The sequence below is a fragment of the Streptomyces sp. NPDC058231 genome (assembly GCF_042882275.1).
In the GTDB taxonomy this organism is placed as follows: domain Bacteria; phylum Actinomycetota; class Actinomycetes; order Streptomycetales; family Streptomycetaceae; genus Streptomyces.
The window spans coordinates 1-13,128 of record NZ_JBHVWN010000017.1 but is presented as its reverse complement, the minus strand read 5'-3'; the positions used below and the strand labels follow the sequence as shown (position 1 = coordinate 13,128).

Here is a 13,128-nt window from a genome sequence, read left to right as displayed (position 1 = left end):
GAGCCTTCGCCTAGCATCTGGGCATGACGGTCCAGCCTGCTGACGGGCTTTCGTTGGCCGCCGAGTTCCCCGATCCAGCCCATGAGCAGTGGCAGAGCCTTGTCGAAGGTGTGCTGCGCAAGTCGGGCAAGGACGTCGCGGGTTCGGCCGCCGAGGAAGCACTGTCCACCAAGGTGGAGGACGGGCTCATCACCCGCCCTCTGTACACCTCTCGCGATGACGCGCCCGATGCCGGATATCCGGGCTTCGCCCCCTTCACCCGCGGCAGTACGGCCGGGGGGAACACGGCGGGCGGCTGGGACGTACGGCAGCGGCACAGCCTGACGGATCCGGCGCGGCTGGGCGACGCCGTGCTGGCGGATCTCGAGAACGGTGTCACCTCGCTGTGGCTGACCGTCGGCGGTGGCACGGGCGTACCGGTGTCCGGTCTGGCCCGGGCGCTGGACGGCGTCTACCTCGATCTGGCTCCGGTCGTACTCGAAGCGGGCGACGAACTCGACGCCGCCGCAACGGAACTGCTGCGGCTGTACGCGGAGCGGGGGGTGTCCCCGGCAGCGGCGCGCGGCGGTCTCGGCGCGGATCCGCTCGGAGAGGCGGCACGCAGCGGCGGCGCACCGGACCTCACGGCCGCCGTCCACTGGGCACTGCGGTGCACACAGGAGTATCCCGGGCTGCGGGCACTGACCGTGGACGCGCTTCCGTACCACGAGGCCGGCGGCTCGGCCGCCCAGGAACTGGGCAGTTCGCTGGCGACCGGCGTCGCCTATCTGCGGGCGCTGACCGCGGCGGGCCTCTCCGTCGAGGCGGCCTGTGCCCAGGTGGAGTTCCGGTATGCGGCGACCGCCGACCAGTTCCTGACCATCGCCAAACTGCGGGCGGCACGCCGGTTGTGGGCACGGGTGGCCCAGGTGTGCGGGGCGTCGGGTGCCGGTGCGCAGCGCCAGCACGCGGTGACCTCGTCGGTGATGATGACCCGGCGCGACCCGTGGGTGAACATGTTGCGCACGACACTGGCGTGCCTGGGCGCGGGAGTCGGCGGGGCCGGCTCCGTCACCGTGCTGCCGTTCGACCACGCGCTGGGACTGCCGGATGCGTTCGCCCGGCGAATCGCCCGCAACACCTCGACGATCCTGCTGGAGGAGTCGCATCTGGCCCGGGTGATCGACCCGGCGGGCGGCTCCTGGTACGTCGAGCGGCTGACCTCCGAACTCGCCGATGCGGCCTGGTCGTTCTTCCAGGAGATCGAGCGGGCGGGCGGCCAGGCTGCGGCGCTCGGCTCCGGGCTGGTCGGTGAGCGGCTGGCGGCCACCTGGGCGGCGCGCAGCAAGGATCTGGCGCGGCGCAAGGAGCCGGTCACCGGGGTCAGCGAGTTCCCGAACCTGGCGGAGCAGCCGGTGGAGCGTGCGGCGGCACCCGCCGTCGACGAAGCTCCGGGCGGTCTGCCCGTCGTCCGTCGTGACGAGGCGTTCGAGGCGCTGCGCGCCCGGTCGGACGCCCATCTGGCGGCGACCGGCCGCCGGCCCCGGGCGTTCCTCGCCGCGCTCGGGCCCGCGTCCGCGCACACCGCGCGGGCGGCGTTCGCCTCGAACCTGTTCCAGGCGGGCGGGATCGAGCCGGTGCACGACCCCGTGTCGGTGGACGCGTCCACGGCCGCGGCGGCCTTCACGGCAAGCGGGTCAGCCATGGCGGTGCTGTGTTCCAGCGACGCGCTCTACACCGATCAGGCCGGGGCCGTCTCCGCTGCGCTGCACGCGGCCGGTGCGCAGCAGGTGTTCCTGGCGGGCCGGCCCGGTGAGTACGCCGGTGTCGACGCGTACGTCTTCGCGGGCTGCGACGTGGTGGCCGTGCTCTCCTCCGTTCTCGACCGTATGGGTGTGGCGTAATGGGGATCCCCGACTTCTCCGACATCGAACTCGGGCCGGACACCGGCGCCGAGGGGTCCGATGACCAGTGGCGCACTGCGGTGAAGGAGTCCGCCGGCGACCCCGAGGGCGACCTCCTGTGGGAGACCCCCGAGGGCATCGCGGTCAAGCCGCTGTACACCGGGCGCGACCTGGAGGGGCTCGACTTCCTCGGTACGTATCCGGGCATGGCCCCGTATCTGCGCGGCCCCTACCCGACGATGTACGTCAACCAGCCCTGGACGATCCGCCAGTACGCGGGCTTCTCCACGGCCGAGGAGTCCAACGCCTTCTACCGCCGCAACCTCGCGGCCGGGCAGAAGGGCCTCTCCGTCGCCTTCGACCTGCCGACCCACCGTGGCTACGACAGTGACCACCCGCGGGTGACCGGTGACGTCGGCATGGCCGGTGTGGCCATCGACTCGATCTACGACATGCGGCAGCTGTTCGAGGGCATTCCGCTGGACCGGATGACGGTGTCGATGACGATGAACGGCGCGGTGCTTCCCGTGCTGGCGCTGTACATCGTGGCCGCCGAGGAGCAGGGCGTACCGCCGGAGAAGCTGGCCGGGACCATTCAGAACGACATCCTCAAGGAGTTCATGGTCCGCAACACCTACATCTATCCACCGAAGCCCTCGATGCGGATCATCTCCGACATCTTCGCGTACACCTCGCAGAAGATGCCGCGCTACAACTCGATCTCCATCTCCGGCTATCACATCCAGGAGGCGGGTGCGACAGCAGATCTGGAACTGGCGTACACCCTCGCGGACGGTGTGGAGTATCTGCGGGCGGGGCGGGAGGCCGGTCTCGACGTGGACGCGTTCGCTCCACGGCTGTCGTTCTTCTGGGCGATCGGCATGAACTTCTTCATGGAGATCGCGAAGTTGCGGGCGGCCCGCCTGCTGTGGGCGAAGCTGGTCAGGGAGTTCGAGCCGAAGAACGCCAAGTCCCTCTCCCTGCGCACCCATTCACAGACGTCGGGGTGGTCGCTGACCGCGCAGGACGTGTTCAACAACGTCACGCGGACCTGTGTGGAGGCGATGGCAGCCACCCAGGGGCACACCCAGTCGCTGCACACCAACGCCCTCGACGAGGCGCTGGCCCTGCCGACGGACTTCTCGGCGCGGATCGCCCGGAACACCCAGCTGCTGCTGCAGCAGGAGTCGGGTACCGGCCGGGTCATCGATCCGTGGGGAGGCAGCGCCTACGTCGAGAAGCTGACGTACGACCTGGCGCGTCGGGCCTGGCAGCACATCGAGGAGGTGGAGGCGGCCGGCGGAATGGCGCAGGCCATCGACGCGGGTATCCCGAAGCTCCGGGTGGAGGAGGCCGCCGCCCGCACCCAGGCCCGGATCGACTCCGGGCGGCAGCCGGTGATCGGGGTCAACAAGTACCGGGTGGAAACCGATGAGCAGATCGATGTGCTCAAGGTCGACAACTCCTCGGTGCGCACGCAGCAGATCGAGAAGCTGCGGCGGCTGCGCGCCGAGCGCGACGAGGCCGCCTGCCGGGCGGCGCTGGAGGCGCTGACGGCGGCTGCCGAACGCGGTCCCGGTCCGGGGCTCGAAGGCAATCTGCTGGCGCTCGCAGTCGACGCGGCCCGCGCGATGGCCACGGTCGGCGAGATCTCGGACGCCCTGGAGAAGGTGTACGGGAGGCATGCCGGCCAGATCCGTACGATCTCCGGTGTGTACCGCAACGAGGCAGGAGAGTCCCCGTCGGTGGACCGGACCCGGGCACTGGTCGCCGAATTCGAGGAGGCGGAGGGGCGCCGTCCGAGGATCCTGGTCGCCAAGATGGGGCAGGACGGTCACGACCGGGGCCAGAAGGTGATCTCGACGGCCTTCGCCGACCTGGGCTTCGACGTCGACGTCGGTCCGCTGTTCCAGACGCCCGCCGAGGTGGCGCGGCAGGCGGTGGAGGCGGACGTGCACATCGTGGGCGTCTCCTCACTGGCTGCCGGGCACCTCACGCTCGTACCGGCGCTCCGCGAGGAGCTGGCAGCGGAGGGCCGCCAGGACATCATGATCGTGGTCGGCGGGGTGATCCCGCCGCAGGATGTCGAGGCGCTGCACGAGGCGGGTGCGACGGCGGTGTTCCCGCCCGGCACGGTGATCCCCGATGCCGCCTTCGATCTGGTGACGCGGCTCGGCGCCGCGCTCGGCCATGAGCTGTGAGCCGCTGACCCGATGGCTCCGAAGATCGATCTCGACAGCTATGTGAAGGGCGTACTCGACGGGAAGCGGGCGCACATCGCGCGCGCCATCACTCTCGTCGAGTCCACCCGCCCCGATCACCGTGCGCTGGCCCAGCGGCTGCTCCGCGAGCTGTTGCCGCATTCGGGGAATGCCAGACGGATCGGCATCAGCGGGGTGCCGGGGGTCGGGAAGTCCACATTCATCGATGCGCTCGGCACGATGCTCACCGGGCTCGGACACCGGGTCGCGGTGCTGGCGGTCGACCCGTCCTCCAGCCGCACAGGCGGTTCCATCCTGGGCGACAAGACCAGGATGGAGCGGCTGGCGGTCGATCCGGCGGCGTTCGTCCGGCCGTCCCCCACCGCCGGGACACTGGGCGGGGTGGCCAAGGCCACCCGGGAGTCCATCGTGGTGATGGAGGCGGCGGGTTACGACGTGGTGCTGGTGGAGACGGTCGGCGTGGGCCAGTCGGAGACGGCCGTGGCCCAGATGGTCGACACGTTTCTGCTGCTCACGCTGGCCCGTACCGGCGATCAGCTGCAGGGCATCAAGAAGGGTGTCCTGGAGCTGGCGGACGCGATCGCGGTGAACAAGGCCGACGGTCCGCACGAGCGTGACGCGCGTGCGGCGGCCCGCGAACTGGCGGGCGCCCTGCGGCTGATGCATCCCGCGGACGCCGCCTGGACCCCTCCGGTCCTGACGTGCAGCGCCCGCGAGTCGACCGGTCTCGACACGTTGTGGGAGCGGCTGGAGCAGCATCGCGCTCTGCTGGACTCCACGGGCCGGCTCGCCGCCAAGCGGCGTGACCAGCAGGTCGACTGGACCTGGACGATGGTGCGCGACGAACTGCTGGACAGTCTGCGCAGCCATCCGGAGGTACGCGCCCTCACGCCCGGCCTCGAACAGCGGGTGCGCGAGGGCGAGTTGACGGCGACGCTGGCCGCCGAGCAGATCATCGCCGCGTTCCGGGGCGAGGGCCGAGAGGGCTGAGCCGCAGTACCCGGACCCGGCTCCCGCCCCGCCGTACGGCTCACGGGCGGGGGCCGGGCGGGTCCGGGCGAGCGGCCGTTCCCGTACGGAGCGAGGCGGCCACGGACGGCGGAGCGCACCGCGGGACCGCACCCGCGCCGCACATTCCGACCCCTGCCGAGTCCGGCAGGTGATACAGTGCGATTGGCACGCGTGTACGCCCCCAATCTCGGGCGCCGGTGCCGGTTTCCCTTTTCACTGCTCCGCCCGTCCTTCGTTGACCGGCGTCGCAGCTCTCGCATCACCTTCCTCAAGTCCACTACGGACTTTCCCGCCCGCCGTCCGGGGCGTGATCCCACCGCCCCCACACCCGCCGGGCCCCTCATTCGCCATGTCCGCGAAAGGACCACCCGCATGACCACCACAGTCGAACACCCCCTCACCGGGCTACGGCCCTCCGTCGCCGCCGGTGTCCTGGACATCACGCGCCAGGGGCACGGTGCCCTCCGCGCCGACGACGGCCACCCCTCCCCCGGCGACACCCAGGTACCGTCCGCCCTCATCCGCCGGCACGGCCTGCGCAAGGGCGATCTCGTCGAGGGCTCCTGCGACCGGCCCCGCTCGCTCGGAGCGGTCGAGCGGGTCAACGGCCTCCCTCCGCAGGCGCTCCGCGGACGGCCGCACTTCGCCGAACTCACCCCGCTCCACCCCAGGCAACGGCTGCGCCTGGAGACACCCGGCGGAGGTCCGGCAACCCGTGTCGTCGACCTCGTCGCGCCCGTGGGCAAGGGCCAGCGCGGGCTGATCGTCGCCCCGCCGAGGACCGGTAAGACGGTGCTGCTGCAACAGCTCGCCGCCGCCGTGGCGGCCAACCACCCCGAGTGCCACCTGATGGTGGTACTGCTCGACGAACGCCCCGAGGAGGTCACCGACATGCGCCGTTCGGTGCGGGGCGATGTGCTCGCCTCGACCTTCGACCGGCCCGCGAAGGAGCACATCGCGCTGGCCGAACTCGCGGTGGAACGCGCCAAGCGGCTCGTCGAACAGGGGCAGGACGTCGTGATCCTGCTCGACTCGCTGACCCGGCTGTGCCGGGCCCACAACAACGCCGCCACTGCCGGCGGCCGCACCCTCAGCGGTGGTGTCGACGCCACCGCGCTGCTCGGCCCCAAGAGGCTGTTCGGCGCCGCCCGCCTCACCGAGCAGGGCGGCTCGCTGACCATCCTCGCGACGGCACTGGTGGAAACCGGATCCCTCGCCGACGACTTCTTCTTCGAAGAGCTCAAGAGCACCGGGAACATGGAGCTCCGGCTGGACCGCGCCTTGGCGGAAAAGCGGATGTATCCGGCCGTGCACATTCCGCAGTCCGGAACCCGCCGCGAGGAACTGCTGCTGCCCGCCGCCGAACTGGCCGCCGTACGAGGGCTCCGGCGCGCACTGCACACGCGGGACGCGCAGGCGACCCTGGAAGTGATGCTGGATAAGATCCGGCAGACCCCTGACAACGCGGACTTCCTCCGCCGGATCCACGGCACCGTCCCCCCGGCCTGAGGGCGCCCGGCCGATCGCGTCGCCCGGGCATAGCATGACGTGATCACGTATCAGAACAGGGAGAGCAGGCACATGGAATTCCGCCGACTCGGTCGCAGCGGTCTGACGATCAGTGAGATCGCCTACGGGAATTGGATCACCCACGGCTCCCAGGTGGAGGAGGATGCGGCTGTCGCCTGCATCCGGGCCGCCCTGGAGGCCGGAATCACCACCTTCGACACTGCGGACGTCTATGCCGAGACACGCGCCGAGGCCGTCCTCGGCCGGGCGCTGAAGGACGAGCGCCGCGAGAGCGTCGAGGTGTTCACGAAGGTCTACTTCCCGACCGGTCCAGGGCAGAACGACCGAGGCCTGGGCCGCAAGCACATCCTCGAATCGATCGACAACTCCCTGCGCCGGCTGCAGACGGACTACGTGGACCTGTACCAGGCCCACCGCTACGACCACACCACGCCGCTGGAAGAGACCATGGAGGCCTTCGCCGACGTGGTCCGCTCCGGCAAGGCCCTCTACATCGGGGTTTCCGAGTGGACGGCCGACCAGCTGCGTGCCGGCCACGAACTGGCCCGCGCGCTGAACGTGCCGCTCATCTCCAACCAGCCCCAGTACTCGGCCCTGTGGCGGGTCATCGAGGGCGAAGTGGTGCCCACGTCCGAGGAGCTCGGCATCGGCCAGATCGTCTGGTCGCCGATCGCGCAGGGTGTGCTGACCGGCAAGTACAAGCCGGGGGCGCAGCTTCCGGCCGGCTCCCGGGCGACGGACGAGAAGGGCGGCGCGAACTTCGTGGCCGGCTGGCTCCGTGACGATGTCCTGGAACGCGTCCAGCAGCTGCGGCCGCTCGCCGACGAGGCCGGTCTGAGCCTTGCTCAGCTGGCGGTCGCCTGGGTGCTGCAGAACTCCAATGTCTCCGCCGCGATCATCGGTGCCTCCCGGCCCGAGCAGGTCACGGAGAACGCGAAGGCGGCGGGTGTCACGTTCGACGCGGACCTGCTCAAGGCCATCGACGACGTACTGGAGCCCGTGGTGGAGCGTGACCCGCAACTGACCGCCAGTCGCAAGAGCGACGACTGAGCCGATCGGTCCCGCGTGCGGGGAGGGGACGGGTGCGCCCCTCCCCACACGCGGACGGTCCACCGGCGGGGTACCACGGGGAACCGGTGGGCACGGGCGGGACCGGCGACGCTGAGCGATCAGCCCCGGGCGGTCATCGACGCGGTGTGCTCGCGGACCTGTTCCGGGGTGAGGTAGGCGTCCGTGTACTCGAAGTCGCGCAGCGTGGCGGGCTTCCGGGACTGGAATCCGGTGCGTACGAAGTCGTCGCCGGCGATCGCGTTGAGCATCCAGTTGGTCATGACGCGGGCCTTCGCCACATTGGTCCGCAGCGCCGACCAGTGATAGCCGCGGGCGACCGCCTGAGCGCTGATGCCGTGCAGCTCGATGCCGAGCGGCTTGGAGACCGCGTCCTTGCCGCCGAGGTCCACGACGAGCCCGAGATCCTTGTGGACGTACGGCTCCAGCGGCTTGTGGCGGAGGGCGGCGATCAGGTTGTCGGCAAGCCTGCGCCCCTGACGCATGGCGTGCTGCGCGGTGGGCGGGCAGACCGCGCCGCCGCCCTTGGCGAGGTCCGGTACGGCGGCGGCGTCGCCGAGGGCGAAGACTCCGTCGAAGCCCGGCAGCGTCATTTCGGGTGTCACCGCGAGCCGACCGCGTACCGTCTCGGCGTCGAAGGTGGCGACCAGCGGGCTCGCGGTGACCCCCGCCGTCCAGATCAGCGTGCGGCAGGGCAGAACCCGGCCGTCGGTGAGCGTCACCTTGTCCGCTCCGGCTTCGGCGACGGAGACGCCGAGCGACACCTCGATACCGCGGGCACGCAGGACTTCCAGGGCGCTGAGTCCCAGCTTGTCGCCGAGCTCGGGCATCAGCTTCGGGGCGATGTCGACCAGGTGCCACTTGATGAGTTTCGGATCGAGCCGGGGGTACTGGCGGACCGCGTTCGTGGTGAGCCGTTGCAGGCACGCCGCGGTCTCGGTGCCCGCGTAGCCGCCGCCGACCACGACGAACTGCAGCCGGGAGGCCCGCTCGTCCTCGTCGTGGCTGGCGTCCGCCAGGTCGAGCTGGGCGATCACATGGTCCCGTACGTAGGCGGCCTCGGCCAGCGTCTTCATCCCGCGGGCGTTGTCGAGCAGACCGGGGATGTCGAAGGTGCGTGTGACACTGCCGGGGGCGAGGACGATGTAGTCGTACCGTTCGTCCACCACCTCGTCGGTGATCTTGCGGATGACGCAGACCTTCGCCTTCGGGTCGACGCCGATGGCGCCACCGGGGATGATCCGGGTCCGGTGCTTGCGGCTCCGGCGCAGCGACACCGCGACCGACTGCGGCGTGAGAACTCCTGAGGCCACCTGTGGCAGGAGCGGCATGTAGAGCTGGTACGAGAACGGGGCGACGAGCGCGATGTCCGCCTCACCCGGCTGGAGTCCGCGCTCCAGCCGGCGTACGCACTCGACCCCGCCAAATCCGGCGCCAACGACAAGAATCCTGGGTCGTGCCACGGTGTTCGTTCCCTTCTAGGGTCTGCGCGGTCGCCCGTACTCCTGCCCGGTCACACGCGCCCATCACCCCTCATCCTCACGAACCACGTCCGAGTCCGCCTGCTGAGGAGGTCGGAACGGACGACCGCGGCACATCAGCGGGTCAGCAGGGTGAGCGCCGTACAGGTGCCGCCGACCGCACCCGCGGTGACGACGGCCGTCGCGACACAGCGGGCTCTGAGCCGGCGATAACGCGCGTCGTACTCCCCGCGCAGCTCCGTGGCACGGGCCGCGATCCGGGCGAGCATCGCCCGGGATGCGGCGACCCGGTCCGTGGTGTAGACGCGTTCCACATCCTCGCGCTGGGCCGTGGTCAGCCAGGGCAGCTCGACGGTGAAGCGGGCAGCCCGTCTGCGTGCCTCCTCGACCTCGGCGTTCCACAGCAGATAGCCCTCCATCTGGGCCAGGCCGCGCGCGGCGCTGTCCTTGTCGGAATCCACGCAATCCTCCTTCACCGGGCCGTCGTGGTCACGCCTGCCCGTTCCTCGGTTCCACCGGCGTGGAGTCCCGGTGGTCGAACGTCTCGTAGAGGGCGCGCACCGTGGGGTGGTGCAGATCGAACGCGGGGGATTCGGAGCGGATCCGGGGCAGGGTGAGGAAGTTGTGCCGCGGCGGCGGGCAGGAGGTCGCCCACTCCAGCGAACGGCCGTAACCCCATGGGTCGTCGACCCCCACCGGCTTGCCGTACTTGGCGGTCTTCCACACGTTGTAGAAGAACGGCAGCAGCGACGATCCGAGCAGGAAGGAGGAGATCGTCGAGACCGTGTTCAGCGCGGTGAACCCGTCACTGGCGAGATAGTCCGCGTAACGACGCGGCATCCCCTCGGCGCCCAGCCAGTGCTGCACCAGGAACGTGCCGTGGAAGCCCACGAACAGCAGCCAGAACGTCATCTTCCCGAGCCGCTCGTCGAGCATCTTGCCGGTGAACTTCGGCCACCAGAAGTGGAACCCGGCGAACATCGCGAACACCACGGTGCCGAAGACGACGTAATGGAAGTGCGCGACGACGAAGTACGAGTCCGAGACGTGGAAGTCCATCGGCGGCGAGGCCAGGATCACACCGGTCAGACCGCCGAAGAGGAAGGTCACCAGAAAGCCGATGGACCAGAGCATCGGTGTCTCGAAGGACAGCGAGCCCTTCCACATCGTGCCGATCCAGTTGAAGAACTTCACGCCGGTGGGTACCGCGATGAGGAACGTCATGAACGAGAAGAACGGCAACAGCACCGCGCCGGTGACGAACATGTGGTGCGCCCAGACGGTCGCCGAGAGACCCGCGATCGAGATGGTGGCGCCGATCAGACCGATGTACCCGAAGACCGGTTTGCGGCTGAAGACCGGGATGATCTCGGTGACGATGCCGAAGAACGGCAGAGCGATGATGTACACCTCGGGATGGCCGAAGAACCAGAAGAGGTGCTGCCACAGCACGGCCCCGCCGTTGGCCGCCTCGAAGACATGCGCGCCGAACTTGCGGTCGGCCTCCAGTACCAGAAGCGCGGCGGCGAGCACCGGGAAGGCCAGCAGGACCAGCACAGCGGTCAGCAGGACGTTCCACACGAAGATCGGCATCCGGAACATCGTCATGCCGGGTGCGCGCATGCAGATGATCGTGGTGATGAAGTTGACCGAACCGAGGATCGTGCCGAAGCCGGAGAAGGCCAGACCCATGATCCACATGTCGGCGCCGACACCCGGCGAACGGACCGCGTCCGAGAGCGGGGAGTAGGCGAACCACCCGAAGTCGGCCGCACCGGCCGGCGTCAGGAAACCGGCCACGGCGATGATCGAGCCGAAGAGGTACAGCCAGTACGCGAACATGTTCAGCCGCGGGAACGCCACGTCGGGCGCGCCGATCTGCAGCGGCATGATCCAGTTGGTGAACCCGGCGAACAGCGGCGTCGCGAACATCAGCAGCATGACCGTGCCGTGCATCGTGAACAGCTGGTTGAACTGCTCGTTGGAGACGATCTGGATACCGGGGCGGGCCAGCTCGGCGCGCATGATGAGTGCCATCACGCCGCCGACGACGAAGAACGCGAACGAAGTGACCAGGTACAACGTGCCGATCGTCTTGTGATCGGTGGTGGTCATCCATCTGATGACCACGTTGCCCGGTTCCCTGCTCCGTACCGGCAGCTCGTTCGCGTACGACTCGTCCGCCTCGTCCGCCCCTGCTGTGCCCATCGCCGTCACTGCGACGCTCCTTCGATCGGTCCTTCGCGGGTGGACTCGACACCCGGCGGGGCGCCGCTTCCGCCAGGGTTGCCGACAGTTCCCCGGGCGCGGAGCGCCAGCTTCCTGGTGCAGCAAACCAGCCGCAGGAGCGACATGGGGGGCCCGGCGCCCGCCATGGCGTGACTTTCACTCTTCAGGGCGTGCCGACGGCCGCGACCGACGATCAGGCGGCTCCAGCCGTATCGCCTGGCCACTCCGTGCCGGTCAGGAGCCGGCCCCCGGACGCCGCGCCGCTTCGGCGGCAACCGGTCCCCACCCGGGCCGGCTCATCGCCATTCGGCGTGCCCGACCGGATCGCAGAGTTCCAGGACGACCTCCGCGCCGGCCTCCGGGTCGGATTCGGATTCGGCCAACGGGCGCACCCGCGCGCCGACGTGCACCAGGTGAGGTGCGGCACCCACGACACGGCACCTGAACACGAAGCCTTCCGGCAGCCGTACGAACGACTCGTTGCGCGCGGCCTCGGTGTAACGGTGCACCACGCTGGACCGCACGACGACGCCGACACCCTCGCTGCGCACGGTATCCATGTCGCTCGACGCGCACACGGGACACAGCAGCCGCCGGAAGGACGCGGTGCCGCACCAGCGGCAACGCTGATGGATCAGTCCTGCTTCGCTCCGCGCCGCGGGCGCGGCATCCATCGATGAAAATGAACGGGACACGTCTCGACCCCTTGCACTCGGCCCGGTGCGTCTGCGCCGCGCACCGGCACCGGCACACCATATGGCACTGAGTGCCACGAGGTAAAGGTACCGAGTGCCGCGACCGAGCTCAGTCCTTCTCGAGGGCCGACTCGACCCTCTGCACCACCCGCCACATGGGCGTGCCCCGGGAGGCCACCACCACGACGACGTCGTCCTCATCGCCCGCGGCCCGTTCGGCGGAGCCCGCCCCCATGGCCCCCCATACCTCCCGGACGACTCCGAGCGCATGGTCCACCGCGGCCTCCGCGTCACCGTCGCCGCCCGAGCGCAGCCACGAGCGGAGTCCGTTGTTGTGCGCGGCGACGACGGCCGCGGCGATCACCTCGGCATGCAGGGGGCCGTCCGGGGCGTCGGCGAAGCGACCGCGCAGGAATTCGGCCATCGTCCGCTCGTATCGGCGTACCACCGACAACTCGTAGGTACGCAGGCCGGGAACCTCCCGCGTGAGGTGGTACCGCTGGACGGAGAACTCCGGATTGGCGGCGTACATCCGCAGCACGAGCCGGGCCGCGTCGCACACCGCGACCACCGGATCACCGTCGTCGGCCGCCTTCAGAAGCTCGGTCATGTCCGTCAGGCAGCGCTCGTGGTCGGGGAAGACCACGTCCTCCTTCGACGGGAAGTAGCGGAAGAACGAACGCCGCCCCACCCCGGCCCGCGCGACGATGTCGTCCACGGTGGTCCGCTCGAAGCCCCGGTCCAGGAACAGCTGGAAAGCCGCCTCGGCGAGCACCTCCCGCATGGGGCGTTTCTTCACTGGTCTGCGCGCCTCGGTCATGCCGGGAACCTAACACCAAAGCCGACCATCCGACACTGCGTACCTTTACAGAGGGTACTGAGTGCCATAGGCTCGCCTCAGGAATCGTACCCAGGTAGGAGAGCCGGCGTGAGCTTGAGGATCGTTGTCTGTGTGAAGTACGTGCCCGACGCCACCGGCGACCGGCATTTCGCCGATGATCTGACGTTG

General features: G+C 69.7%; 10 protein-coding genes and 1 pseudogene. 6 read left to right on the top strand and 5 right to left on the bottom strand.

Annotated features, from left to right (window positions below; genetic code table 11):
- Positions 1-23: 23 nt before the first annotated feature.
- From ACFVXE_RS14775 to ACFVXE_RS14755, 5 genes are all read left to right on the top strand, one after another.
- The gene (locus ACFVXE_RS14775) at positions 24-1,883 is read left to right on the top strand and encodes a methylmalonyl-CoA mutase family protein (RefSeq protein ID WP_389671514.1); all 1,860 of its coding nucleotides are present in this window, start codon (positions 24-26) and stop codon (positions 1,881-1,883) included.
- On the top strand, positions 1,883-4,084 hold the full coding sequence (gene scpA / locus ACFVXE_RS14770) for a methylmalonyl-CoA mutase (RefSeq protein ID WP_389671513.1): 2,202 nt from the start codon (positions 1,883-1,885) through the stop codon (positions 4,082-4,084). Before ACFVXE_RS14775 ends, scpA begins: the two co-directional genes overlap by 1 nt.
- A gap of 12 nt (positions 4,085-4,096) precedes the next feature.
- Positions 4,097-5,095, top strand: a complete 999-nt coding sequence (gene meaB, locus ACFVXE_RS14765) for a methylmalonyl Co-A mutase-associated GTPase MeaB (protein WP_389671512.1) — start codon at positions 4,097-4,099, stop codon at positions 5,093-5,095.
- Between the two features lie 393 nt (positions 5,096-5,488).
- Positions 5,489-6,625, top strand: coding sequence for a transcription termination factor Rho (gene rho / locus ACFVXE_RS14760; RefSeq protein ID WP_389671511.1), 1,137 nt, complete (start codon positions 5,489-5,491; stop codon positions 6,623-6,625).
- A 72-nt stretch (positions 6,626-6,697) separates the two neighbouring features.
- On the top strand, positions 6,698-7,696 hold the full coding sequence (locus ACFVXE_RS14755; protein ID WP_389671510.1) for an aldo/keto reductase family protein: 999 nt from the start codon (positions 6,698-6,700) through the stop codon (positions 7,694-7,696).
- 119 nt (positions 7,697-7,815) lie between these two features.
- Here the strand turns inward: ACFVXE_RS14755 and ACFVXE_RS14750 are convergent, their stop codons facing one another.
- The 5 genes from ACFVXE_RS14750 to ACFVXE_RS14730 form a co-directional block, all read right to left on the bottom strand.
- Positions 7,816-9,177 (bottom strand): NAD(P)/FAD-dependent oxidoreductase, encoded by a 1,362-nt coding sequence (locus ACFVXE_RS14750; RefSeq protein ID WP_389671509.1) that lies wholly within the window; start codon positions 9,175-9,177, stop codon positions 7,816-7,818.
- Positions 9,178-9,311: 134 nt separating this feature from the next.
- Entirely contained in the window at positions 9,312-9,656 is a 345-nt protein-coding gene (locus ACFVXE_RS14745) for a hypothetical protein (protein WP_389671508.1), read from the bottom strand.
- Between the two features lie 28 nt (positions 9,657-9,684).
- Complete coding sequence (gene ctaD / locus ACFVXE_RS14740; protein ID WP_389671606.1) at positions 9,685-11,403, bottom strand: cytochrome c oxidase subunit I; 1,719 nt, start codon at positions 11,401-11,403, stop codon at positions 9,685-9,687.
- A gap of 317 nt (positions 11,404-11,720) precedes the next feature.
- Positions 11,721-12,098, bottom strand: a complete 378-nt coding sequence (locus ACFVXE_RS14735) for a zinc ribbon domain-containing protein (RefSeq protein ID WP_389671507.1) — start codon at positions 12,096-12,098, stop codon at positions 11,721-11,723.
- Positions 12,099-12,228: 130 nt separating this feature from the next.
- Positions 12,229-12,939, bottom strand: a complete 711-nt coding sequence (locus ACFVXE_RS14730) for a TetR family transcriptional regulator (protein WP_389671506.1) — start codon at positions 12,937-12,939, stop codon at positions 12,229-12,231.
- Between the two features lie 108 nt (positions 12,940-13,047).
- Between ACFVXE_RS14730 and ACFVXE_RS14725 the strand changes: the two are divergent.
- A pseudogene (locus ACFVXE_RS14725) lies at positions 13,048-13,128 on the top strand (electron transfer flavoprotein subunit beta); the annotation flags it as partial.

Coding starts and splice junctions, on each gene's coding strand:
- ACFVXE_RS14775 (WP_389671514.1), top strand. CDS start 24: ATGACGGTCCAGCCTGCTGACGGGCTTTCGTTGGCCGCCGAGTTCCCC.
- scpA (WP_389671513.1), top strand. CDS start 1,883: ATGGGGATCCCCGACTTCTCCGACATCGAACTCGGGCCGGACACCGGC.
- meaB (WP_389671512.1), top strand. CDS start 4,097: ATGGCTCCGAAGATCGATCTCGACAGCTATGTGAAGGGCGTACTCGAC.
- rho (WP_389671511.1), top strand. CDS start 5,489: ATGACCACCACAGTCGAACACCCCCTCACCGGGCTACGGCCCTCCGTC.
- ACFVXE_RS14755 (WP_389671510.1), top strand. CDS start 6,698: ATGGAATTCCGCCGACTCGGTCGCAGCGGTCTGACGATCAGTGAGATC.
- ctaD (WP_389671606.1), bottom strand. CDS start 11,403: ATGGGCACAGCAGGGGCGGACGAGGCGGACGAGTCGTACGCGAACGAG.
- ACFVXE_RS14735 (WP_389671507.1), bottom strand. CDS start 12,098: ATGGATGCCGCGCCCGCGGCGCGGAGCGAAGCAGGACTGATCCATCAG.
- ACFVXE_RS14730 (WP_389671506.1), bottom strand. CDS start 12,939: ATGACCGAGGCGCGCAGACCAGTGAAGAAACGCCCCATGCGGGAGGTG.